Origin of the sequence: Halobacillus mangrovi (assembly GCF_002097535.1) — a bacterium.
Taxonomy (GTDB): domain Bacteria; phylum Bacillota; class Bacilli; order Bacillales; family Halobacillaceae; genus Halobacillus; species Halobacillus mangrovi_A.
On the sequence record NZ_CP020772.1, the window covers coordinates 1,789,685 to 1,814,040 of the forward strand.

The 24,356-nt window shown below is 41.6% G+C and carries 22 protein-coding genes and 1 other annotated feature; of the genes, 19 read left to right on the plus strand and 3 right to left on the minus strand.

Annotated features, from left to right (window positions below; all coding sequences use genetic code 11):
* Nucleotides 1–386: 386 nt before the first annotated feature.
* The 3 genes from HM131_RS08625 to HM131_RS20905 all read left to right on the plus strand — a co-directional run bounded on the left by HM131_RS08625 (nucleotide 387) and on the right by HM131_RS20905 (nucleotide 2,194).
* A complete protein-coding gene (locus HM131_RS08625; protein WP_085029374.1) occupies nucleotides 387–1,643 on the plus strand; it encodes a DNA polymerase IV in 1,257 nt (418 codons plus the stop codon).
* Between the two features lie 133 nt (nucleotides 1,644–1,776).
* Nucleotides 1,777–1,947, plus strand: a complete 171-nt coding sequence (locus tag HM131_RS20640; protein WP_157130787.1) for a hypothetical protein — start codon at nucleotides 1,777–1,779, stop codon at nucleotides 1,945–1,947.
* A gap of 91 nt (nucleotides 1,948–2,038) precedes the next feature.
* The gene (locus HM131_RS20905; RefSeq protein WP_198162748.1) at nucleotides 2,039–2,194 is read left to right on the plus strand and encodes a hypothetical protein; all 156 of its coding nucleotides are present in this window, start codon (nucleotides 2,039–2,041) and stop codon (nucleotides 2,192–2,194) included.
* 126 nt (nucleotides 2,195–2,320) lie between these two features.
* Here the strand turns inward: HM131_RS20905 and sda are convergent, their stop codons facing one another.
* Nucleotides 2,321–2,452 carry a sporulation histidine kinase inhibitor Sda gene (gene sda / locus HM131_RS08630; protein ID WP_085029375.1) on the minus strand — a complete coding sequence of 44 codons (132 nt, stop codon included), beginning with the start codon at nucleotides 2,450–2,452 and terminating at the stop codon, nucleotides 2,321–2,323.
* A gap of 327 nt (nucleotides 2,453–2,779) precedes the next feature.
* Here sda and HM131_RS08635 point away from each other — a divergent pair, with 327 nt between their 5' ends.
* The 8 genes from HM131_RS08635 (at nucleotide 2,780) to HM131_RS08670 (ending at nucleotide 12,649) form a co-directional block, all read left to right on the plus strand.
* Nucleotides 2,780–3,766: a tetratricopeptide repeat protein gene (locus HM131_RS08635; protein ID WP_085029376.1), complete on the plus strand. Its 987-nt coding sequence runs from the start codon at nucleotides 2,780–2,782 to the stop codon at nucleotides 3,764–3,766.
* A 155-nt stretch (nucleotides 3,767–3,921) separates the two neighbouring features.
* Nucleotides 3,922–5,211: a trigger factor gene (tig, locus tag HM131_RS08640; protein ID WP_085029377.1), complete on the plus strand. Its 1,290-nt coding sequence runs from the start codon at nucleotides 3,922–3,924 to the stop codon at nucleotides 5,209–5,211.
* Nucleotides 5,212–5,537: 326 nt separating this feature from the next.
* On the plus strand, nucleotides 5,538–6,815 hold the full coding sequence (clpX, locus tag HM131_RS08645; RefSeq protein ID WP_085029378.1) for an ATP-dependent protease ATP-binding subunit ClpX: 1,278 nt from the start codon (nucleotides 5,538–5,540) through the stop codon (nucleotides 6,813–6,815).
* A gap of 322 nt (nucleotides 6,816–7,137) precedes the next feature.
* Nucleotides 7,138–9,468, plus strand: coding sequence for an endopeptidase La (gene lon / locus HM131_RS08650; RefSeq protein ID WP_085029379.1), 2,331 nt, complete (start codon nucleotides 7,138–7,140; stop codon nucleotides 9,466–9,468).
* On the plus strand, nucleotides 9,458–10,045 hold the full coding sequence (yihA, locus tag HM131_RS08655) for a ribosome biogenesis GTP-binding protein YihA/YsxC (RefSeq protein WP_085029380.1): 588 nt from the start codon (nucleotides 9,458–9,460) through the stop codon (nucleotides 10,043–10,045). Before lon ends, yihA begins: the two co-directional genes overlap by 11 nt.
* Before the next feature lie 274 nt (nucleotides 10,046–10,319).
* A complete protein-coding gene (locus HM131_RS08660) occupies nucleotides 10,320–11,159 on the plus strand; it encodes a transporter substrate-binding domain-containing protein (RefSeq protein ID WP_085029381.1) in 840 nt (279 codons plus the stop codon).
* Between the two features lie 70 nt (nucleotides 11,160–11,229).
* Nucleotides 11,230–11,895, plus strand: coding sequence for an amino acid ABC transporter permease (locus HM131_RS08665; protein ID WP_085029382.1), 666 nt, complete (start codon nucleotides 11,230–11,232; stop codon nucleotides 11,893–11,895).
* A gap of 31 nt (nucleotides 11,896–11,926) precedes the next feature.
* Entirely contained in the window at nucleotides 11,927–12,649 is a 723-nt protein-coding gene (locus HM131_RS08670; RefSeq protein ID WP_085031887.1) for an amino acid ABC transporter ATP-binding protein, read from the plus strand.
* Between the two features lie 43 nt (nucleotides 12,650–12,692).
* On the opposite strand, the gene HM131_RS08675 is transcribed toward HM131_RS08670, so the two are convergent.
* Nucleotides 12,693–13,172 (minus strand): LiaI-LiaF-like domain-containing protein, encoded by a 480-nt coding sequence (locus HM131_RS08675; RefSeq protein WP_085029383.1) that lies wholly within the window; start codon nucleotides 13,170–13,172, stop codon nucleotides 12,693–12,695.
* A gap of 251 nt (nucleotides 13,173–13,423) precedes the next feature.
* On the opposite strand from HM131_RS08675, the gene hemA reads away from it, so the two are divergent.
* The 7 genes from hemA to spoVID all read left to right on the plus strand — a co-directional run bounded on the left by hemA (nucleotide 13,424) and on the right by spoVID (nucleotide 21,101).
* On the plus strand, nucleotides 13,424–14,794 hold the full coding sequence (hemA, locus tag HM131_RS08680) for a glutamyl-tRNA reductase (RefSeq protein WP_085029384.1): 1,371 nt from the start codon (nucleotides 13,424–13,426) through the stop codon (nucleotides 14,792–14,794).
* A gap of 14 nt (nucleotides 14,795–14,808) precedes the next feature.
* Complete coding sequence (locus HM131_RS08685; protein WP_085029385.1) at nucleotides 14,809–15,627, plus strand: cytochrome c biogenesis protein; 819 nt, start codon at nucleotides 14,809–14,811, stop codon at nucleotides 15,625–15,627.
* 18 nt (nucleotides 15,628–15,645) lie between these two features.
* Nucleotides 15,646–16,575: a hydroxymethylbilane synthase gene (hemC, locus tag HM131_RS08690; protein WP_085029386.1), complete on the plus strand. Its 930-nt coding sequence runs from the start codon at nucleotides 15,646–15,648 to the stop codon at nucleotides 16,573–16,575.
* Nucleotides 16,575–17,348 carry a uroporphyrinogen-III synthase gene (locus HM131_RS08695; protein ID WP_085029387.1) on the plus strand — a complete coding sequence of 258 codons (774 nt, stop codon included), beginning with the start codon at nucleotides 16,575–16,577 and terminating at the stop codon, nucleotides 17,346–17,348. The genes hemC and HM131_RS08695 overlap by 1 nt, the downstream gene beginning before the upstream one ends.
* A 1-nt stretch (nucleotide 17,349) precedes the next feature.
* Nucleotides 17,350–18,327 (plus strand): porphobilinogen synthase, encoded by a 978-nt coding sequence (gene hemB / locus HM131_RS08700; RefSeq protein WP_085029388.1) that lies wholly within the window; start codon nucleotides 17,350–17,352, stop codon nucleotides 18,325–18,327.
* A 28-nt stretch (nucleotides 18,328–18,355) separates the two neighbouring features.
* Nucleotides 18,356–19,642, plus strand: a complete 1,287-nt coding sequence (gene hemL, locus HM131_RS08705; protein ID WP_085029389.1) for a glutamate-1-semialdehyde 2,1-aminomutase — start codon at nucleotides 18,356–18,358, stop codon at nucleotides 19,640–19,642.
* A gap of 451 nt (nucleotides 19,643–20,093) precedes the next feature.
* On the plus strand, nucleotides 20,094–21,101 hold the full coding sequence (spoVID, locus tag HM131_RS08715; RefSeq protein WP_085029391.1) for a stage VI sporulation protein D: 1,008 nt from the start codon (nucleotides 20,094–20,096) through the stop codon (nucleotides 21,099–21,101).
* On the opposite strand, the gene HM131_RS08720 is transcribed toward spoVID, so the two are convergent.
* The gene (locus tag HM131_RS08720) at nucleotides 21,098–21,286 is read right to left on the minus strand and encodes a hypothetical protein (protein ID WP_085029392.1); all 189 of its coding nucleotides are present in this window, start codon (nucleotides 21,284–21,286) and stop codon (nucleotides 21,098–21,100) included. The genes spoVID and HM131_RS08720 overlap by 4 nt on opposite strands.
* A gap of 97 nt (nucleotides 21,287–21,383) precedes the next feature.
* Nucleotides 21,384–21,610 (plus strand) — a binding site (T-box leader).
* Between the two features lie 55 nt (nucleotides 21,611–21,665).
* On the opposite strand from HM131_RS08720, the gene HM131_RS08725 reads away from it, so the two are divergent.
* Nucleotides 21,666–24,308, plus strand: a complete 2,643-nt coding sequence (locus HM131_RS08725) for a valine--tRNA ligase (RefSeq protein ID WP_085029393.1) — start codon at nucleotides 21,666–21,668, stop codon at nucleotides 24,306–24,308.
* Nucleotides 24,309–24,356 lie beyond the last annotated feature (48 nt).

Here is a 24,356-nt window from a genome sequence, read left to right on the forward strand (position 1 = left end):
TGAAGCAACGGAATCGTTTTTCGCACTTATCTCTTCTAAATGATCTATTATTTATAAAACGAAATGGATCCTTTTGAGAAACTACAGAGTAAATTTTACTACTATTCCAAGTCGGATTTTTTCAGAAAAATTAGAAAGGGGCATTAACTTTAATGCTTAAGTGTGATAAAGTAGAGTAAGCCTTTTGTAGGAACCCTTTATTCTCTCTATTGAGGAATAAACCTTGATGATCTCACTCATATTGCAGAGTGAGATCTTTTTTTTGGTTCAAAAAACCCAGGAAGAAATAGGGTTCAAAGTGCTTCTTCTAAAAATTTCATGTATACATCATTGGAGAATCTGGGTATAATAACAGAACAAACGTTCGTATTATTGAGGTGTTGAAAGTGGATTACTCAGGATATCCGCGAAACGATGTATTATGCATTGATATGCGTAGTTTTTACGCAAGTGTTGAATGTATGAAAAGGGGGCTGGATCCTAAGACCGCGCTCTTAGCGGTAGTCGGAGATACAAGACGAAAAGGGAGTATTGTTCTGGCGGCTTCTCCGATGCTGAAAAAGAAACATGGAATCAGCAACGTCAGTCGTTTCTTTGAGTTACCGGACGATCCGAATCTGGTTATCGCACCTGCTCATATGGGAGACTATTTAGAAGTATCTGTAGAAATCACTAAAATGATAAGAAATTATGTGCCACAGGAAGCGATTCACGTTTATTCTGTTGATGAACTCTGGGTGACAATCAATGGGCTCGAGAGACTATACGGATCCCCTTATGACATAGCCAAAATGATTCAATCAGAAATTAGAGAACAGTTTGGAATTGAGTGCGTCATTGGAATCGGTGATAATAAATTTCTCGCGAAGGTGGTCATGGATATCCATGCCAAAAAAGCGGAAGACGGAATTGCGGAATGTCGTTACGAAGATGTCGCAGAGAAGCTATGGCCTTGTGATATTTATGACATTTGGGGAATCGGATCAAGGATGACGAGGAACTTGAACCGGATGGGGATTCTTACTCTTGGTCACCTGGCTAATCATCCAATGAAATACTTAAAGAAGAACTATGGAATTATGGGTGAACAGCTTTACTGGCATGCATGGGGAATTGATTTAAGTCCGGTTTATGGAAACTTCGTAAAGACGGAGCAAAAGTCTTATGGACACGGCATTACTTTGTTGCGGGATTATGATACAGAGGAAATCTATGCATGTCTGCTGGATCTGTGTGAAGAGGCATGCAGGAGAGCGAGGATCGACGGGAAAGAAGGACGTACGGTTCATCTTGGCATCGGGTATTCAAGTGAAACGGGTGGTGGTTTCAGCAGGTCTATGTCTGTTCAGGTTCCGACAAATATTACAATGGATATGTATGCAGTTTGTTTGAAGCTGTTTCACCGGTTTTATGACGGCACCAGCAAAATCAGGAGGGCTTCGGTGGCTTTGACGAATCTTGGTGATGAATTTGACGTGCAGCTAAGTCTGTTTGATAATCAACCGAAGAAAAAAGATCTGGCAGAAGCCATGGATATGATTCGAGAGAAGTATGGTTCAACAGCTGTCTTAAGGGCGAGCAGCTACACAAGCGGCGGTATTACGATCGAGAGAAGCAAAAAAATTGGTGGGCACTACGCTTAAAAATGTTCTGGCATTTTTTCGACAGAAAATTACATTATTATAATGAAGAAACTCGGATAAGAGATAGTAAAAGAGTAGTTGGAAAAACCACTCCATGTCCTTACTCATACGATAGAGCAGAGGAGTGGTAAAGATGCTTGTGTTCATTTATTTTCTTATCGGCCTTGCTTTATGTGCACTGACAAGAGAGCCAGAGCCTGTATTGAAAGAAGAAAGATCAATCTATATGTATCAGTTGTTGCTGTTTTTGACATTTTGGCCAGTCATTATTTTATACAGAGGATTCAAAAGGAAAAAAGTGTAGACTTAAGGAAGAACTTCTCAAGCATAGGAAGGACGGACTTTTCACAATATAATAAAGCCTTAACGGCAATCAATGCGAGGAGTGAAGTCCGATGAAGAATAGAAATATTCAATGGTTACCGATCGTAGCCTCCATTGGTATTGGAGCAGCAACTTATAGTATGATGACAGGTCAAGGCGGTCAGCTGCAGAACGTTTTACCGGGACTTGCGAAGATGTCTGGTCAACAGAATCAGCAATCTTCATAAGTAAGGGTCCCTTTCCTTCTAAAAAAGGCGGACATTCCAGTAGGATTGTCCGCCTTTTTCTTTGCTATATCTAAAAAACATTGCCGTCTTCAGCAATGCAATGATGTCAATCGTGTGTGTAAGCAGTTATTGTGCAGGGATCTTAATTTCTCTTTTGTCTATTTCCTTTGATACTAAATGGACAAATTCATCGTCTAATTGCAGCTTCAGTGACTCCAGATACGTCTCAAGTAATGTTTGATCATCAAGCAGTGACAACCCTCACATCTCCTTACTGTTTTTTCTTGTTCTAAAATTTAAATCACATTTACTTATTCTAGCAAAAAAAAATATTTTCACATGAGTCAAACTTCCTGTTTTATAGAAGGCTATGTATATTATGTTCGAATAATATATAAGGCAGAGGGGAGGATGATGTTGAGGGATGGGGGTTTTTGACTGAAAAAACAATGAGGTGATTCCATTGTTTTTCGAGAGCATCTCCTTTATGATTACGTAATAAACTCATTTAAGAACGTGTTTGTTTTTAATGGATAAAGGAAAGAATAGGGAAAAAGGAATGATACGATTAGGGAAGGGTGGCTTATGGAAAAAAATGATGGAAACATTGTAATGTTCCCCAAGTGGAAGTCGAGGCTTGAAAGTGCAGGCCTTCAAGCGCTCAAAGAGAAAAGGTATGAGGAGGCTTTAGAAGCTTTACAACCTTTATTAGATTATGGCGTAGCATCAAATGATGTCGTCACAGGAATTTTAATGAGCTGGATTGAATTGGGTAACTTTGATGAGGCAGAAGAATTGTGTCAAAAACAAATGAAAGAGAATATGGATCAGTACTATCACTACTTACATATATACATAACCATCCTTTTTCAATCCAACCGTTATCAGGACATCGTAGATTTGCTTGACGAAGTTTTTGAAGAAGAAGAGATTCCTCATCAAACCCGTACACAGCTCTGGCAAATGTACGAAGTCAGCCGTAAGTTATTAGAGGATTACCATAAAGAAAAAGGGAAAGAGTTACATAGTGATTTCTTGGAAGCTCTGGAGAAAGATGATGTGCGTAAGCAGTGGGTGCTCCTTGAACAGTTGAAAAAGCAACGGGCGCAGTCTTATATCGATACGTTTACAGCTGTGCTTCAAAACAAAACGACGCATCCAATTATTAAAACAGCTATTATTGAATGGTTCAGAGATAGTCGAGTGGATCAGTCGCTTTCCATTCAGAAATTCGGACAACAAATGGAAGTTAATCCTTTAGATTTAAACCCGCTGCAGTCTGATTATATTCTGAAGCAAATACAAATGAGGCTAAGCGGCATTGAACAGAGCAATCCGACAATGTACGACATGCTCAATAAGTTCCTTTCCCACTACTGTTATGTGCGCTACCCTATTTATCCAGACGAACAAGAAGTTCCAGCTATTGTAGAAGCGTTGAAGCAGCTCGGTCACGAGTATTTGCAGCTTCCCTACCATTCAGACGAAGAGAATGAGCAAGTGCAGACTTATAAGGAAGAAATCGAGCTTTGTGAACAGCATTATTTGCTGATTGTTGGCGAATCCTCGTGAAATTCCAGAACACATGAGGACAATTCTTGAAAGCCCGTATGATTATGTTATAATATAATGGTTGCAAATGAGATTCGTATGTAGAAAGAGTCATAGAATCAACGAACAATCGTCACTGACGAAATTGAAAGAATAGATGTTGGAGGGAATTTTTTATGTCAGCAAAATGGGAAAAGCAAGAAGGCAATCAGGGTACATTAACTGTAGAAGTACCTGCAAGTGAGTTCGACAAAGCACTTGATCAAGCCTTTCAAAAAGTTGTAAAGCAGGTACAAGTACCAGGTTTCCGTAAGGGTAAAGTACCTCGTAAACTATTCGAAAGCCGCTTTGGTGTAGAGTCTCTATACCAGGATGCGCTTGATATCATTCTTCCTCAAGCTTATACAGAAGCTGTAGAAGAAACAGGCATCGAGCCAGTTGATCGTCCAGAAGTGGATGTAAAAGAAATCGAAAAAGGCAAAGACCTTGTATTCACGGCAGAAGTTACCGTTAAACCTGAAGTGAAGCTTGGAGAGTACAAAGGCCTTGAAGTAGAAGAACTTAGCACAGAAGTTACTGATGAAGATGTTCAAAATGAACTGAAACAAATGCAAGAAAAGCAAGCAGAGCTTGTCGTTAAAGAAGAAGGCGAAGTAGAAGACGGCGATACAGTCGTTATGGACTTCGAAGGCTTTGTAGACGGAGAAGCATTTGAAGGTGGACAAGCAGATAACTACTCTCTAGAAGTAGGTTCTGGTTCATTCATCCCAGGCTTTGAAGAGCAGTTAGTTGGTAAAAAAGCAGGAGAAGAAGTTGATGTAACGGTCACTTTCCCTGAAGAGTACCACGCAGAAGATCTTGCTGGTAAAGAAGCGACTTTCAAAGTTAAAATTCATGAAGTGAAAGGAAAAGAACTTCCTGAACTAGACGACGAATTCGCGAAAGATGTCGATGAAGATGTCGAATCTCTTGACGAACTAACGAAGAAAACTCGTGAGCGTCTTGAAGAGCAGAAGAAGACAGAAGCTGACAACCACAAGCGTGATTCATTAGTACAACAAGCTTCTGAAAACGCAGAAGTGGAAATTCCTGAAGCAATGACTCAAACAGAGCTTGATCGTATGGTTCAAGAATTCGAACAGCGTCTTCAAATGCAGGGAATGACGAAAGACATGTACTTCCAGTTTACTGGTCAAGATGAAGATGCCCTTCGCGAGCAAATGAAAGAAGATGCTGCGAAGCGCGTGAAGACAAACTTGACTCTAGAAGCAATTTCCGAAGCAGAAAATGTAGAAGTTTCTGATGAAGATGTGAACGCTGAACTTGAGAACATGGCTTCCATGTATCAAACAGATGTAGCGCAATTGACGCAAATGCTAGGCGGAAACACAGATATGATCAAAGAAGATCTTAAAGTCCGCAAAGCAATCGACGTTCTTGTTGCAAACAGCAAAGCAGCTGAATAATAGTTTAAGAAGACAAGGTGTAATTTCTACACCTTGTCTTCTCATATATTTTCTTACTTAGACTTGAATAACCCAGATCGTTCGTGGACACCATGAATGATACAACCATCGTTTTACATATAATAATAGAGGTTTGATTTGTTTGACTTATCACTGACATATCTACATAATGAGGGTGATGCAATAGAGTCTCGCACACCTCTGATAGGTATTGCTTTTTTGTTTGGAGTTTATTTGGTATGATGGGCAAAAGAACTGAATCGTTTAAGACGAATCTTAAAAATTCAGTCGCAACTATTGCGTCATTTTATTAAGGGGTGAAACGTATGTTTAAATTTAACGATGAAAAAGGACAACTGAAATGTTCTTTCTGCGGTAAAAGTCAGGATCAAGTTCGTAAGCTTGTCGCAGGACCTGGCGTATATATTTGTGATGAATGTATTGAATTATGCACGGAAATTGTAGAGGAAGAGCTAGGAAACGAAGAAGAAGTGGAATTCAAAGAGGTACCAAAACCTCAGGAAATCCGCGAAATTCTTAACGACTACGTGATCGGGCAGGATCAGGCAAAGAAAAACTTATCTGTAGCCGTTTATAACCACTACAAACGTATCAATGCGGGCGTAAAAAATGATGATGTAGAGCTGTCTAAAAGTAACATCCTAATGTTAGGGCCTACAGGTAGCGGTAAAACCCTACTTGCCCAAACGTTAGCTCGTATCTTGAATGTTCCATTTGCCATTGCTGATGCAACATCTCTTACAGAAGCCGGATATGTGGGTGAGGACGTTGAAAACATCCTCCTTAAATTGATCCAGGCTGCTGATTATGATGTGGAGAAAGCAGAAAAAGGAATCATCTATATCGATGAGATCGATAAAGTGGCACGTAAATCAGAAAACCCTTCCATTACGCGTGATGTATCTGGTGAAGGTGTACAGCAAGCCTTGCTGAAAATTCTTGAAGGAACGCAAGCAAGTGTGCCTCCACAAGGCGGACGTAAGCATCCTCATCAAGAATTCATCCAAATTGATACAACAAATGTGTTGTTCATTGTGGGTGGTGCGTTTGACGGAATCGACCAAATTATTAAACGCCGTTTAGGTAAGAAAGTCATCGGCTTCGGTTCAGAACAGAGCTCAAACGAATCCGAGAAGAAAGAATTGCTTACTAAAGTACTTCCAGAAGACTTGCTCAGCTATGGCTTAATTCCGGAATTCATCGGTCGTCTACCGGTTATTGGAAGTCTGGAGCAGCTGGATGAAGATGCGCTTGTAGAAATCTTGACCAAACCTAAAAATGCCCTTGTGAAGCAGTATCAAAAACTCTTCCAAATCGACCATGTCGAACTTGAGATTGAAGAAGAAGCCCTGCGTGAAATTGCACGTTTAGCGATTGAACGTAAAACAGGTGCCCGTGGACTTCGTTCAATCATCGAAGGCATTATGTTAGATGTAATGTATGAACTTCCGTCCCGTGATGACATTGAGAAATGCATCATTACGAAAGATACGGTAGTTGCTGAAAATGGTCGTCCTAAACTTATTTTGACAGATGGAACGGTTGAAGATGAGAATAAAGAATCTCCTAAAGAGAGTGCATAATTAACTTTAGGGTCCTTCATGATTATTACTAAGCCGCGCTGCATCCAACTGTAGCGCGGCTTCAATATTCTTGAAGAGTAAGTCTTTATAACTAAGGGAATAGGTACATAAAGTCTGTTTCTGTCTGCTTTTTTGGTCTGTGAATTGAGGATGAAAGTGTCTGTTCATGCTCATAATATGGATATCATTTGAAATAAGGCCCCTTGACGCTTTCGTGTGAAGGGGTTTCCGCATTGCGCTTCAGGCATGTTGATTCGTTTACTTTACAATAGGATTTATATATGATTAGAATACGTATTTGCATTATACGGAGGTGCATGTAATGACAGAGAAACAAAGAAATCAAATCCCCCTCCTTCCTCTAAGAGGATTGTTAGTGTACCCATCGATGGTTCTGCACCTTGATGTTGGTCGTGAAAAATCCGTCAATGCTCTCGAGCAAGCGATGATGGACGATAATGAAATCTTCTTAGTTTCACAAAAAGAAGTAAATATTGATGATCCATCTTCCGAAGATATGTACACGGTCGGCACAGTAGCAAGAGTGAAACAGATGGTCAAACTTCCAAATGGCACGAACCGCGTATTGGTAGAGGGCCTTTATCGTGCCACTATAGATCAATTGAACGAAGGGGATGAGTTTTACCAGGCGAACATATTTAAGCTTGAAGACGAGCATGAAGACAAGAATGAAGAAGAAGCTCTCATGCGGACGTTGATGAATCAATTCGAGCAGTATGTCAAAGTCTCAAAAAAGGTTAGTCAGGAGACTTACAACACTGTCTCTGATATCGATGATCCAAGTCATCTGGCTGATATGGTCACCTCTCATCTGCCTGTGAAATTAAAGGACAAGCAGAAAATTCTTGAAACAGAAAATGTGAAAAAACGCCTTCAAAAGTTGATTGAATTGATTGGAAACGAGCGTGAAGTCCTACAGATCGAACAGAAAATTGGACAGCGTGTCAAAAAATCAATGGAGAAGACCCAAAAGGAATATTACTTGCGTGAGCAAATGAAAGCCATTCAAAGTGAGCTTGGAGACAAAGACGGCAAATCTGGCGAAGTCGCCCAACTTAAAGAGAAAATTGAACAGTCGGAAATGCCCGAACGCGTAGAGAAAGTTGCTTTGAAAGAACTGGGCAGGTATGAGAAAGTTCCTCAGAGCTCAGCTGAAAGTTCAGTAATAAGGAATTATCTTGAGTGGCTAGTGTCATTGCCATGGGCAAGTGAAACAGAGGATAATCTCGATGTGAAACACGCTGAAAAAATCCTTGATGAAGACCACTATGGTTTAGAAAAAGTGAAGGAACGCGTGCTCGAATACTTAGCTGTCCAGAAGTTGACGCAGACGATCAAAGGACCGATCCTATGTCTAGTTGGTCCTCCTGGAGTCGGGAAAACTTCACTCGCTAAATCTATAGCACGAGCGATTAATCGTAAGTTTGTAAGGATTTCTCTTGGCGGAGTCCGTGATGAGGCTGAGATCCGAGGGCATAGAAGAACGTATATCGGCGCAATGCCTGGGCGAATTATTCAAGGAATGAAACGTGCAGAAACGATCAATCCTGTGTTTTTATTGGATGAGATCGATAAGATGGCAAGTGACTTTAGAGGTGATCCATCTTCTGCAATGCTGGAAGTGCTCGATCCTGAACAGAACGGAACATTCAGTGATCACTTTATCGAAGAACACTATGATCTTTCGAAAGTGATGTTTGTAGCTACTGCGAATAATATGGCATCTATTCCTGGGCCTTTAAGAGACCGTATGGAAGTCATCACGATTGCAGGTTACACAGAAGTAGAGAAGCTGCACATCGCAAAAGAACACTTGCTTCCAAAACAAGTGAAGCAAAATGGCTTGAAAAAAGGCCAGCTTCAAATTCGTGACGAGGCTCTGCTGAAACTGATTCGCAGATACACAAGAGAAGCAGGGGTGCGTGGGTTAGAGCGTGAGCTAGCCAGCCTTTGCCGTAAAGCAGCGAAGATTATCGTAGCGGGTGAGAAGCAGAGAGTTATCGTTACAGAGAAACAGCTGGAAGAGCTGTTAGGACGCCCGAAATTCCGCTATGGGCAAGCAGAACTGGAAGACCAGGTGGGAGCAGCCACCGGGCTAGCTTACACGACAGCAGGTGGAGATACGTTATCCATTGAAGTGTCCATCTATCCTGGGAAAGGCAACTTGACGCTGACCGGAAAACTTGGAGACGTCATGAAAGAATCCGCTCAAGCGGCTTTCAGTTATATAAGATCCAGAGCGAAAGAGCTTCACATTGATGCTGATTTTGTAGAAAAGAACGATATTCACATCCACGTTCCTGAAGGGGCTACACCTAAAGATGGACCATCTGCCGGAATCACGATGGCTACAGCACTCGTGTCTGCTTTAACAGGTCGCTCTGTAAGAAAAGAAGTCGGCATGACTGGAGAAATCACCTTGAGGGGCCGTGTGCTGCCAATTGGTGGGCTGAAAGAGAAATCGTTAAGTGCCCATAGAGCAGGATTGTCCAAAATCATCATTCCAGCAGACAATGAAAAAGATCTAGAGGATATTCCAGATAGCGTAAGGAAAGGGCTTACCTTTGTTCCGGTCAAGCATTTGGATGAAGTTCTCAAACATGCGTTAGTGGAGGAAAAACATGAAAGTTAATACAGCTGACATTGTCATTAGTGCAGTCAGTAAAAAACAATATCCGAAAGCTCCTATCCCTGAGATTGCTCTAGCTGGAAGATCAAACGTTGGAAAATCATCATTCATTAATAAGATGATTCAACGTAAAAACCTTGCACGTACATCTTCAAAACCAGGGAAGACCCAGACATTGAATTTTTATATCATTAACGATCAATTCCATTTTGTAGACGTTCCTGGATATGGCTATGCTAAAGTTTCCAAAAAGGAACGTGAAAAGTGGGGCCAAATGATGGAGGAATATTTCTCTGAGCGAGAGCAGTTGCGTGCAACTGCTCTCATCATCGATATCCGCCATAAGCCTACTGAAGATGATCAATTGATGTACGACTTCTTAAAACATTTTGGTCTTCCGGTAATGGTGATCGCGACAAAGCTGGATAAAATCAAAAAAGGTCAGCGTCAAAAACAGCTGAAATTGATTCAAGAGGTACTTGAGATGGAAGACGAAGATACCCTCATTCCTTTTTCTTCGGAAACAGGAGAGGGGAAAGATGTGGCATGGAGAACCATGCTATCTCACTTGAATCTATAAAATGAAACCACTTCTTAACTAAGAAGTGGTTTTTTTAGTTTCCTATGGTTATAGAAGGGTTTGCATGTATGGACTATTTGAACCATTTTGAAGGATATACGTGCATTTATAAGGATTTTGGGCATAATACTGGACAAACCCAATGTTTTAAATGTATTTAGATATATTCAGTACGTTTTAAATTTTGGGAAAACTTTGAACAATCGATATAATTAAGAGTGTGACGTTTATTACGGCAATGTAACAATTTGATGAAGGGAAGGATTTGGACTTTATGAGAAAATGGTTATTCATGATCACTCTAAGTTTTCTAATGATCTTCACGCTTGCCGCCTGTGGCAGCAGTGATGAAGGTGAGAACACGTCGGGTGATACAAACGATAGTGAAAATACATCAGAAGGTTCAGATGAATCCGGTTCTGAATACGATTTAGTTGAAGATGGGAAATTCACTTTTGCTGCTTCTGGTGAATTCAAACCGTTCAGCATGACGAATGCAAGTGGAGAAATGACAGGCTTCGATATCGATGTTGCCAATGCAGTTGCTGAAGAATTAGGCTTAGAACCAGTTCAGAAGAAACAGAAGTTTGCTTCTATTGTAGAAGGCGTTAAAACCGGTCGTTTTGATGCTGCTGTAGCCAGCCACACGATTACAGAAGAACGTGCGAAGGAAGTAGATTTCTCAACTCCATATTACTATTCAGGAGCTCAAATCTTCACTAGACCCGATAGTGACATTGAAGCTCTAGAAGACCTTGAAGGTAAGGAAATTGCCGTTTCCAAGGGGTCAACTTATAGTAAATTCGCTGAAGAGGTTACAGACAATATTAAAACATATGACAGTGACGTCGTTGCTTTGCAATCTCTTGCCAAAGGCCGTCATGATGCCGTAATCACTGACTTTTTGACAGGTAAAGAAGCTAAGGGGCAAGGCCTTGAAATTGAAGCTAAAAAAATGATTGAGCGCAGCGAACAAGCGGTTGCGGTTGCTAAAGGTAACGACAAACTTTTAGAAGATATCAATGCAGCTCTAGATAAACTTCGTGAAGATGGAACACTTGCTGAAATTAGTAAAGAATACTTTGGTGAAGATATTACAACGAAGCCAGAGTAACATCAGACTTGAAGTCAAAAAGAGTGCGCATCCCGCGTACTCTTTTTGCCATTAATGAGGAGTTGAAATCATGTATTTGAATTTTATAGGATTCTGGGAAGCGCTTGTAAATAGCCGTGGAATCTTTATTGAAGCTGCCCAGATGACCTTGGCGCTGACCGCTGTTTCTATTTTTATCGCAATCTTTATCGGTTTATTTTTTGCCTTATTAAAAATATCCAATATCAAAATTTTAGAATGGATCGCTAACACGTATATTTACATTGTGCGCGGTACTCCACTTATTGTACAAATCTTCGTGTTTTACTATGGTTTGACGAACGTGTGGATGATCAGCGGTTTCTGGTCTGTTTCGTTAGGACTTGCCTTCCACAACGGAGCTTATATTGCAGAAATATTCAGAGGATCGATTCAATCGATCGGAAAAGGACAAACCGAGGCTGGTCGTTCACTGGGAATGAGCCGATCCCTCACGATGCGCCGTATCATTTTGCCCCAAGCTTTTCGCAGAGCATTGCCTCCTTTAGGTAATCAGTTTATCATTGGTCTGAAAGATTCATCTCTAGCTGCGTTTATCGGCGTCTCAGAGATTTTCGCTGTCGCCACGACACAAGGGGCGAACACGTTCGACTATATGACCTGGTTGCTTGTGAGTGCTGTGTATTACCTCATCCTCGTATTCTTGCTAACGCTTGTAGTGAGCATGGTTGAGAAGAAAATGGCAGTGAGTGACTAACTAGAGGAGGAAATCGAGATTGAGTAAAAATATGATCCAAGTCAATAAGTTAAATAAATATTTTGGTGATCTACACGTACTGAAAGATATCGACTTTAGCGTCGATGAGAATGAAGTTGTCGTCCTGATCGGAGCCAGTGGTTCTGGTAAAAGTACGATGCTTCGCTGTCTCAATTTCTTAGAAATGAAAAACAGTGGAGATATTTATATTAAAGGCAAGCAAGTCGACCCAAAAAAAGATAACCTGAATGATTACCGTCAAAAAGTAGGGATGGTGTTTCAGCACTTTAATTTATTTCCCCATAAAACAGTACTAGGAAATGTTATGGAAGCTCCGACTCAGGTCAAGGGTATTTCTAAAGCTCAGGCGAAAAAAGATGGAAAACAGCTGCTTGAAAAAGTTGGCCTCGGGGAAAAAGCGGATGATTATCCATCTCGATTGTCCGGAGGTCAGAAGCAGCGTGTTGCGATTGCGCGAGCGTTGGCTATGAAACCTGAAATCATGTTATTTGATGAACCGACTTCTGCTCTTGACCCTGAGCTTGTCGGCGAAGTGCTTCAAACGATGAAAGACCTCGCTCGAGAAGGGATGACAATGGTTGTCGTCACTCACGAAATGGGCTTTGCTCGCGAAGTGGCAGACCGTGTCGTCTATATGCATGACGGAAAAATTGTCGAAACGGGAGCACCTAAGGACATCTTCGAAAATCCAAAGGAAGAAAGAACACAGGCCTTCTTGAGCTCCATTTTATAATAGTAAAACCCGCTATGACACATAGCGGGTTTTTTGCTGCCTGTTAATTTTTTTTAAGCATGTAAAAGCCGAATAGGATCAGTACGACAGGCCAGAACCTTTCGATCCACTGAAAAATCATTTGGATTGACGTGAACCAAGAAGGTGTAGTCGGTACAAGTAATGCAAATAAACCGAGTCCTACTAAGATAAGAGCAGGAATCAACCCCGACTTTGTCTTCTGATATCGTAATAGAATAGCGATGCCTATAATAAGGAGGTATACACTCCAGTGGTCAATCCAAAAAGGAAAATGATTCAGGCCGTGAAAATGAATCCCAAAACCTAAAAGCAGAGCTCCTGTAAATATATTTGCATAATCTTTCGTAAGATAGCTATGTAACAAAAAAGCTACACCTACAATGATGAGCAGTGTAGGCCATGAGTAGAATTGGCTCAAAAAGGGAATATTGAATTGACGAATCAAAAAGTACAAACCCAATCCAACGAGTAAAAAGCCTGTGAGTGAGTTCTGTTTTTTCATTAAGAATCCCGTCCTTCTAACGTAAGAAAAATGTCCATTCCTTGCGAATTACCGCATGTTTTGGTATATTACAAACGGATTATAATTTTGTACTCGTTCTATAAAAATAGTAATGATGTCTGGGTCATATAACATTATCGTATCATAACAGTTTCAAAATCTGTTCAAATTTTTACAGAAAAATTTATACGTTTACATGTTATAATGATTGATATGTGATAAGTCTGGAACGTTTAATGGGGGTAGATGTGATGCACATTTTAGCTGTAGGTCTTAATTATAAAACAGCCCCTGTGGAAATTAGAGAAAAGCTTACATTCTCTGAACAACACGTCAATGAAGCAATGGTTCAACTAAACGCCCGAAAAAGTGTGTTGGAGAATGTAATTATTTCTACATGCAATCGCACGGAAATTTTTGCAGTGGTCGACCAGCTGCATACAGGCCGTTATTACATTAAACAGTTTTTAGCTGACTGGTTTAATGTAGATAAAGATGAATTTTCTTCATTTCTTTCTTTTTATGAAACGGACGGTGCGATTGAACATTTGCTGCGTGTAACTGCCGGTCTTGACTCGATGGTACTGGGAGAAACACAAATTCTGGGGCAGATGAAGCAATCCTTTATTCGTGCACAGGAAGCTGGGGCAACTGGCACGATTTTCAATCAATTGTTCAAACAATCCATTACAATGGCAAAAAAAGCACACAAAGAAACTGAAATTGGTGAAAATGCCGTTTCAGTAAGTTACGCTGCCGTGGAGTTGGCGCGTAAAATCTTCGGTGACTTGGTAAACAAACATATCGTCATTTTAGGTGCAGGAAAAATGGGTGAGCTTGCAGCCAAAAACTTGCATGGTTCTGGTGTGCGTAAAGTATCTGTAGTGAACCGTACTTTCTCTAAAGCTCAAATAGTGGCGGATCAATTTAATGGACAAGCGATGACAATGGAGAATTTGGACACCGTACTTTCTGATGCAGATATTGTGATCAGTTCTACAGGTTCGAAAGATTATGTGATTACTCGTGATCGAATGGAGCCCATTCATCGTAATCGAAAAGGAAAACCGCTTTTCTTTGTAGACATCGCCGTTCCAAGAGATCTCGATCCAGCTATGGAAAGTTTAGAGAGTGTATTCCTTTACGATATTGATGATCTTCAAGGCATTGTAGATGCCAATCTCGCGATGCGCAAACAAGCAGCAGAAGAAATTGAAATAATGATTGAAGCGGAGATTGTAGAATTCAAACAGTGGCTGCAGACGATTGGTGTAGTTCCTGTTATCTCTGCTTTAAGGTCTAAAGCGCTTGGAATTCAGGCTGAAACGATGAAGAGCATTGAGCGGAAGATGCCTGATTTAACCGATCGAGAGCGGAAAGTGCTTAGCAAACACACGAAGAGCATTATCAATCAAATGCTGAAGGATCCGATTCTTCAGGCGAAAGAATTAGCCGCACAGCCTGATTCTGAAGAAACATTACGCTTGTTTACAAAAATCTTTGGAATTGAAGAGCAAGTGGAAAATGAGATTGAGCAGCAGGAGAAAAAGCACACCGCTTCAAAGCACAATGAAGAAACCAGTGACTCTTTTCCTGTCATTAATTCGATTGCTCATTCATAAGGGTGGACGTCCCTATGTTGGATTTTAAATGGGTATACGAACTCATCTTATTACTTTATGGGCTAAGTTTAATTGGATATTTCATAGATTTTGTTCAGAATAACCGGAGGGCTAACCGAGTAGCCTTCTGGTTACTTAGTATGGTTTGGGGATTACAAACCTTTTTTTTATTGACCCAGGTTCTGATCAAAGAAAATTTTCCAATTATGACTGTCTATGACGGCCTGTACTTTTATGCATGGATACTTGTTACTTTTTCTTTACTTATCAACCGATTGTTCCGAGTTGATTTTCTAGTATTTTTTACAAATGTCGTCGGGTTTTTAGTGATGCTGATCCATCTAACGACGCGTGCACAGAATGATTTAAAAAACCAGGGTGTACAGCTCGTCAACGAAATGCTGGTTGTGCACATTAGTCTTGCTATTGTGTCTTACGGATTTTTCACCTTATCATTCATCTTTTCAATCATGTATCTGCTGCAGTATCGGTTACTCAAGCAGAAGAAATGGAATACAAAGCTGTTTCGCTTGGGTGACCTTACAAAACTCGATCACTTTTCTTATATCGCTGTCATTTTAGGAGTTCCTCTCTTGCTAATTGCGATTATTCTTGGGGTCACATGGGGGTACGTGTCTGCAGATGCATTTTACTGGTATGATTCTAAGACATTAGGCTCTCTTCTCGTATTGCTCGTCTATGTCGTTTACCTGACATTGAGGATCGTGAAGGGATATCAGGGCCGGGTTATTTCCTTATTTAATTCTGCTGCTTTTTTATTTTTATTGATTAATTTCTTTTTGTTCGGTTCTTTATCGAACTTTCATTTCTAGTGTTGAGGAGGAAGTAGTGTGAGAAAGATCGTCATCGGTTCACGAAAGAGTAAACTAGCGATTACTCAAACAGAGTGGGTGATCGAACAACTAAAAAACATTGATCCATCTTACGAATTCGAAATCAAACGAATCACGACAAAAGGGGATAAGATCCTCGATGTCACGTTATCAAAAGTCGGTGGAAAAGGCCTATTTATTAAAGAGATTGAGCAGGCTATGTATGATGGCGAGATCGATATGGCGGTTCATAGTATGAAAGATATGCCTGCTGTGGTTGCTGAAGGACTGACAGTGGCTTCTGTACCGATAAGAGAAGACCATCGCGATGCGTTCGTATCGGAAGGAAATGTGCCTTTAAAGGATCTGCCTGAAGGTGCGATTGTCGGTACAAGCAGTCTGAGAAGAGGTTCTCAAATTAAGGCTGTAAGACCTGATCTGGAAATCAAATGGATCCGTGGAAATATCGATACACGTCTTCGTAAGCTTAAAGAGGAAGATTACGATGCGATTGTCCTCGCTGCTGCCGGCCTTAAACGAATGGGATGGGATGATAATGTCGTAACCGAATACCTTGAGCCTGATGTGTGTGTGCCTGCCGTAGGTCAAGGAGCATTAGCAATCCAGTGCCGGGAGAATGATTCAGAACTTCGAGACTATCTGATGAAGCTCAACCATGAGTACACGGCAACAACAGTGGCTGCAGAGCGTAAGTTCCTCCATGATCTGAATGGAGGCTGCCAAGTACCAATTGGTGGGTACGCTCATCGGAAAGGCGAAGAAATCATCCTGACTGCCCTCGTAGGTTCTCCTGACGGGAAAACGATCTTGCATGAAACGGTAAGCGGGACAGATCCGATTGCAGTCGGGAAGATGGCAGCTGATCGTTTGAAAGCCCAGGGAGCGCAGGAAATTGTTGATCGAGCTAAAGAGGAGTATGATCAATAATGGAACCACTTGCGGGGAAGAGAGTGCTCGTTACACGAGGAAAGCCCCAGGCAAGTGCCTTTTCTGAACAAATCGAGAAGGCGGGAGGGGTCGCAATAGAAACCCCTCTCCTTACTTTTCAATTGAATGATACAAAGGAGAATTATCATATTCTTACTAAACTTCACGACTATTCCTGGGTGTTTTTAACAAGCTCCAATGGCGTGAAGTTTTTTTTCGAGCTGCTGAGAAGAAAAGGTATCAGTATTCCCGAAACCCTCCATTTTGCCATTATCGGTCAAAAAACAGAACGGATGCTTAAAGCCTTTGGTTATGAAGCAGATTTTAAGCCATCGATGTACGATGCAAAAACAATGGGAGAAGAATTTTTTTCGCAATCGAATAATGAAGGACCGATTTTATATGTAAGAGGGAACCGCTCTCGGGACGTACTGCCTCATTTTTTTGAAAAAAAGCGGGTGTTTTTTCAATCCATCACTGTCTATGATACGCTACTATTGAAAGAGGGTAAGAATAAACTGTTGGACATGTTAAGGCGAGAAGAACTTGATGCGCTCACGTTCACAAGTCCTTCAACTATACAGGCTTATCAATCACTTGTGAAAGCAGCAGAATGGAACGGGAAGAACCTTCCATGCTTTTGTATAGGGCCGACAACCGCCGAAAAAGCTGAACAGTCAGGGTTTACAAATGTCTTCATTCCGGAGCAGTATACCATTGACCATATGGTTGAACAGATCATCCAGTATTTTTGTGAAGAAGGGAAAAGATAAAATGCAAGATTTACAATTTAAACGTCACCGCCGCCTGCGTCGGACAGAATCAATGCGAGCGTTGGTAAGAGAGACTCATTTACGTACGGAAGATCTCATTTATCCAATTTTTGTAGTAGAAGGTGAAGGGATAAGAAAAGAAGTGCCTTCTATGCCAGGTGTCCATCATGTTTCTCTCGACCACCTTACTGAGGAAATGAATGAACTTGTACGTCTAAATATTCGTTCCGTCATCGTATTTGGTGTCCCAGGAGAGAAAGATGAAGTAGGCAGCCAAGCGTATCATGAAGAAGGTATTGTTCAGCGAGCCATCCGTCAGATTAAAGAGGAAGTGCCATCCTTGACGGTTGTTGCAGATACATGTCTCTGCCAATATACAGATCACGGACATTGCGGAATTGTACGTGATGGAGATATTGCAAATGATGAATCATTAGAATACTTAACAAAAACAGCGGTAAGTCAAGCGGAAGCAGGAGCCGATATTATTGCTCCATCGAATATGATGGATGGGTTTGTTGCGGCCATTCGTCGAGGATTGGATGAAGCAGGATACAGCCAAATCCCGGTGATGTCCTATGCCGTGAAATATGCATCATCCTTTTACGGTCCATTCCGTGATGCTGCACATAGTTCCCCTCAATTCGGAGACCGCAGAGCTTACCAAATGGACCCGTCTAATCGACTTGAAGCAATTAGAGAAGCGGAATCAGATGTAGAAGAAGGCGCTGATTTCTTAATTGTAAAACCTGCTCTTGCTTATCTAGATATTATGAGAGAAGTAAAAGATCGGTTTAATCTTCCGCTCGTTGCTTACAATGTAAGCGGGGAATACTCCATGATCAAGGCAGCCGCGCAAAATGGCTGGGTCAATGAACAGGAAATCGTTCTTGAAAAATTGACATCCATGAAGCGTGCAGGAGCCGACCTGATTATTACTTACTTTGCAAAAGATGCAGCTAAATGGCTGAACCAATAATTGAATTGTTTAGAAAGGATGCGATGCTATGAAGAATTTTGATCGATCATCAGCAGCTTATCAAAAGGCTGTAGACCTTATGCCAGGTGGAGTCAATTCTCCAGTCCGTGCATTTAAATCTGTGGATATGGACCCGATTTTTATGGAAAAAGGAAAAGGGTCAAAAATGTATGACATCGATGGAAACGAATATATTGATTATGTTTTGAGCTTCGGACCGCTGATTTTAGGCCATGCCGATGAAAATGTAACGGAAGCCCTGAAGAAAGCTACTGAACATGGGACGAGTTTCGGTACTCCTACCGAAATGGAAAATAAATTGGCCGAACTTGTAATTGAAAGAGTGCCATCCATTGAGATGCTTCGAATGGTGAATTCAGGAACAGAAGCTACTATGAGTGCCCTGCGTGTTGCTCGTGGGTACACAGGGCGCGATAAAATTCTCAAATTCGAGGGCAATTATCATGGACATGGCGACTCTTTATTGATCAAAGCAGGCTCGGGGGTTGCCACACTTGGACTACCGGATTCTCCTGGGGTACCTGAATCGATCGCACAAAATACAATTACTGTTCCTTACAACGATCTTGAAAGTGTCAACTATGTATTCGAACAGTACGGAGATGACTTGGCTGCAGTCATCATAGAGCCTGTCTCAGGAAACATGGGGGTAGTGCCTCCAAAAGAGGACTTTCTTCAAGAGCTACGTACGTTAACAGAAAAAAATGGCACCGTGCTGATCTTTGATGAGGTTATGACTGGCTTCCGTGTGGGCTATCATAGTGCTCAAGGGCACTTCGGCGTAACGCCTGATATGACTTGTCTTGGCAAAGTTATTGGAGGCGGACTGCCAGTAGGTGCTTACGGCGGTAAACGCGAAATTATGGAACGGGTCGCGCCTGTAGGAGACATTTATCAGGCTGGGACGCTTTCTGGAAATCCGCTTGCCATGACAGCAGGATACGAGACGATTTCAGCTATGACGGAAGAAGCTTATGCCTCCATTAATAAAAAAGTGGACCGCCTCATTGAAGGTTATAAGCAAGCGGCTGAAAGACATAACATTCCGTTGACTGTAAACCGTGCTGGCTCTATGGTCGGGTTTTTCTTTACAAATGATCCTGTCATTAATTTTGAAACGGCTAACCAATCAGATTTAGACTTGTTTACTCGCTATTTCCAAGGAATGGTTCAAGAAGGCATCTATCTGCCACCTTCCCAATTTGAAGGATTGTTTTTGTCTGTTAAACATACAGATGAAGATATTGAGAAAACCATCGAAGCTGCGGAAAAAGTATTTGCTTCTATCAAATAGGCTCAGCAAATTAAGTGAAAGGAACATCCTAATTAAGGAAGTTCCTTTCTTTTTTATGTCTATTAAAAAGTTGTTCCCAGTCCTCTGGTTTCAATACCTGCTCCCCCCTGATCATTTGTCTCAATAAGATATTAATAGGATATTCCCCTAACATCTGTTGGTGGAGACATGCTGTCAAACCCGCTGAAAGTGCCCTAGCACTTTTATCTTCCTTAAAAAACGTGAGCATACCTCAATTGGGAATAACTATTTTCTATTAGATTTCTTGATGTTTTAGCTCAAGATTTTAAATAAAATCATGCATATAATCCTTCAAGAATCGGGCCACTACCATCACTTTAGGAATGATTGTTGCTGTAGGGGAAGTGCTCGGCCATGTATATTATGACGACTCTCGCATAAGGTGGTTATAGAGAGTAATGTTTATTATATTTTGGGAGGGGACCGAACTTTGCAGAATAAACATAATGTATTCTCATTTTATTTAGATGAATCTTTATGGTTTAAGGAAGGACAGGGCGTCCGTGAACTAATTGGAATATCCCTGGAGCCTGAAATTTCGATAGAAGATTGCGGGGACGAAGTCTGCTTGAGAGGAACTGTCGATCTTGCTGGTGAATATGTAGCGGTTCAGGAGCACAACAGTTATAATGATGCCCCTGTACAGTCTGCACGTATGATGGATCAGGTTCAGAAAGGCGAGGAAGGGGTCTGTTATTTTTCTCATTCGTTTCCAGTGGAAATAACAGTTCCGTTAGAAAGGGTTTCCAGTTTGGATGATGTGCTCGTAGATATTGAAAGCTTTGACTATGAGCTGCCTGCAAATCATCAGCTTAGACTTCATGCCCAGCTGAATATCAATGGAATTGAAGAAAAAGAAAAAGAGGCTGACAACGCTTCTCAGTTTGATGAGTCAGCAACCGTTGGACCAGTAAATTATGCAGAGCCTAAAGAAGAGGAAATCGTTCGTCCTATTTTTCCTGAACGAGAAGTGCCAGTGGTTCAATTGAACAATGATTATAGGAACGATGATAATCAAGAAGAAGAGGACGATGGACGTTGGTATTATAAAAAATCTCAAAGCTTTGGTGAATTTTTTGGGCAGGCAGAAAAACCACAAATGCCAGAAGCTTCTCCAGAGAGTGTCCAAATGCAAGAGAGCTATGAGAGCAGCTCCATGATGGATCAGGCAGAGAGCAGTCCTAAATCAGAGAGTTCATCTGAATCTGAGGAGTCGAAAGAAGCTCCTGGAGGAATGGATGGCATTAAGCAAATCTTTAAGCATCTCTTCCCGAACCGAGAAGATTCTTATGCTCAAATGAAGATGTATATCGCCCAGGAGGATGAAACGCTGGAGTCGATTGCTCAGAAATACGAGGTAACAGTCAGTCAGCTTGAACGCGCTAATGAGTACCGTGGAGATGTATCTCCAGGGCAGATTGTGTATATCCCTAGCTAGATCCATTTGTATTTAAAGGCAATGAAGACCCCGATAATGATGCCTAATAAAAAGATATCAAACGTTGTAGGCCAGAAAATAGTCCGGATCGCTTGAAAGATTAGAATCGGAAGCAGGGCAGTTTCAATAATAATCAGCCACGTTCGACACCAGGACGGCAAACGATATCGATAGAAACGGCTCAAAGCAGCACCTCCTTTTTTGTGTGTATGCCTATTTTTTTATAAACAGTTGACTAAAATAGATAATTCTATATACAATATGTAATAGAATCTATATACGTGAAATGCCGTGATGGGGAAGAGTACATGAACATTTCCTTCAGAGAGGAAGACAAACGCTGAGAGTTTTCCAGGAATCCTGTTGATGGAAGTCGCCCTTGATGCAGCTTCTTTGAAAATTCAGTAGAAGAAGCCGGTTAGAAGCCGTTATTTTAGTCGAGTGTACAGGATGCGTATGTCCTGTAAATTAAGGTGGTACCACGGAAATCAATCCCTTTCGTCCTTATCAAGGATGAAAGGGATTTTTTATTTTTTAAAAGATCATAAAAGGAGGAAGATCGATATGGAACAAAAAGATCTTTCAATGCCCACGAAATACGATCCGGCAGCTGTAGAAAAAGACCGGTACCAGTATTGGGTTGATGGGAAATTTTTCGAAGCAACTGGAGACAAAAATAAAGAACCTTATACCATTGTCATTCCGCCGCCCAACGTCACAGGTAAACTGCACTTGGGTCACGCTTGGGATACAACGTTGCAGGATATTTTGACTCGTGTGAAGCGCATGCAGGGCTATGATGTCCTATGGCTCCCAGGTATGGACCACGCAGGAATTGCGACCCAGGCAAAGGTGGATGCGAAGCTGCGTGAATCAGGTGTAAACCGGCACGACCTTGGACGCGAGAAATTCTTGGAAAAGTCCTGGGAATGGAAAGACGAATACGCTAAATTCATCCGTACTCAATGGGAAAAGCTTGGTCTTGGCCTAGACTACTCCCGTGAACGCTTTACCCTTGATGAAGGCTTGTCTGATGCCGTTAAAGAAGTGTTTGTAAAGCTTTATGAAAAAGGGCTCATCTATCGTGGTGAATACATCATTAACTGGGATCCGCAAACAAAAACAGCTCTTTCTGATATTGAGGTAGAATATAAGGACGTCCAAGGGGCGTTCTACCATATGCGTTATCCGCTAAAAGATGAAGAAGGATCCATAGAAATAGCAACCACACGGCCAGAGACGATGCTTGGTGATACAGCGATCGCCGTTCATCCTGAAGACGATCGTTACAAGCATCTGATCGGTAAAAAGGCAATCCTGCCGATCATCGGTCGTGAAATTGAAATTGTTGCGGATGATTATGTGGATATGGAATTCGGGTCCGGAGCAGTTAAAATCACTCCAGCCCATGACCCTAATGACTTTGATATCGGAAATCGGCACAACCTTGAGCGTGTTCTTATTATGAATGAGGACGGCAGCATGAACGAAAATGCAGGAAAATATAAAGGAATGGACCGCTTTGAGTGCCGCAAACAGATCGTCAAAGATTTGCAAGAGCAAGGGGTTCTTTTCGAAATTGAAGAACACCAGCACTCTGTAGGGCACTCCGAGCGAAGTGGAGCCGTTGTCGAGCCATACCTTTCTACTCAATGGTTTGTTGACATGAAACCATTAGCAGATGCTTCTGTCAAGTTGCAAAAAGGTGACGACAAAGTTCAATTCGTTCCTGACCGATTCGAAAAACCTTATTTACACTGGATGGAAAATACTCGTGACTGGTGCATTTCACGTCAACTGTGGTGGGGACACCGCATTCCAGCGTGGTATCACAAGGAAACAGGCGAGATTTATGTAGGAAAAGAGGAGCCGAAGGACCCTGAGAATTGGACACAGGATGAAGATGTATTAGATACCTGGTTCTCCTCTGCACTGTGGCCGTTCTCTACAATGGGTTGGCCGGATGAAGACAGCGAAGATTTCAAACGCTTCTTCCCGACTGATGTTCTTGTAACCGGCTATGATATCATTGGATTCTGGGTAAGCCGAATGATTTTCCAATCGTTAGAGTTTACGGGCAGACGTCCATTTAAAGATGTTCTCATTCACGGACTTGTACGTGATGCGGAAGGCCGTAAGATGAGTAAATCCCTTGGTAATGGAGTCGACCCAATGGATGTCATCGATAAATATGGTGCTGATTCGTTGCGCTACTTCTTATCGACTGGTTCTTCACCGGGTCAAGATTTACGCTTCCATTGGGAGAAGGTAGAATCAACGTGGAACTTTGCTAACAAAATTTGGAACGCTTCTCGCTTTGCATTGATGAACATGGGAGATTTAAAGTATGAAGATATAGATCTTTCAGGTGATAAATCAGTAGCAGATCAATGGATTCTTACACGACTGAACCAGACGATTGAGCAAGTGACTCAAAATGTCGACAAATATGAATTTGGGGAAGCGGGTCGTCATCTATACAACTTTATCTGGGATGACTTCTGTGACTGGTACATTGAAATGGCGAAGCTTCCATTGTATGGGGAAGATGATGGCCGTATTCTTACGACTCGATCCATCTTGGCGTACACACTCGATCAAACGATGCGAATGCTTCATCCGTTTATGCCATTCATCACGGAAGAAATCTGGCAGCACCTTCCACACGAAGGGGAGTCCATTACACAAGCAGCCTGGCCAGAGGTTCGAGATGAGTTCCACAATGAACAGGCCGTCAACGAAATGGACAGACTCGTGTCGATCATTCGTTCTGTAAGAAATATTCGTGCAGAAGTGGATACGCCTATGTCTAAGGAGATTCAGTTGATGATCCAGGCGAAAGATGAAGACGTTGTACAGGAACTTGAGAAAAATCGAGATTATTTGGAGAGATTCTGTAACCCGAGTGAATTAACGATTGCTACTGACCTTCAAGCTCCTGAAAAAGCGATGTCAGCTGTTATTACAGGGGCAGAACTTTACCTTCCGTTAGCCGGTTTGATCAATCTTGAAGACGAAATCAAGCGACTGGAACAAGAGTGGAAAAAGTGGGATAAAGAAGTCGATCGTGTTCAGAAGAAACTTTCGAATGAAGGTTTTGTCAGCAAAGCTCCTGAACACGTTGTAGAAGAAGAACGTAAGAAAGAAACCGATTATCTGGATAAACGGGCAAAAGTAGAAGCTCGCATTGAAGAATTAAAAGCATAAGAGGCGAGGGAGAGTATTCACTAAGAGTACTCTCCCATTTTTGAAGTG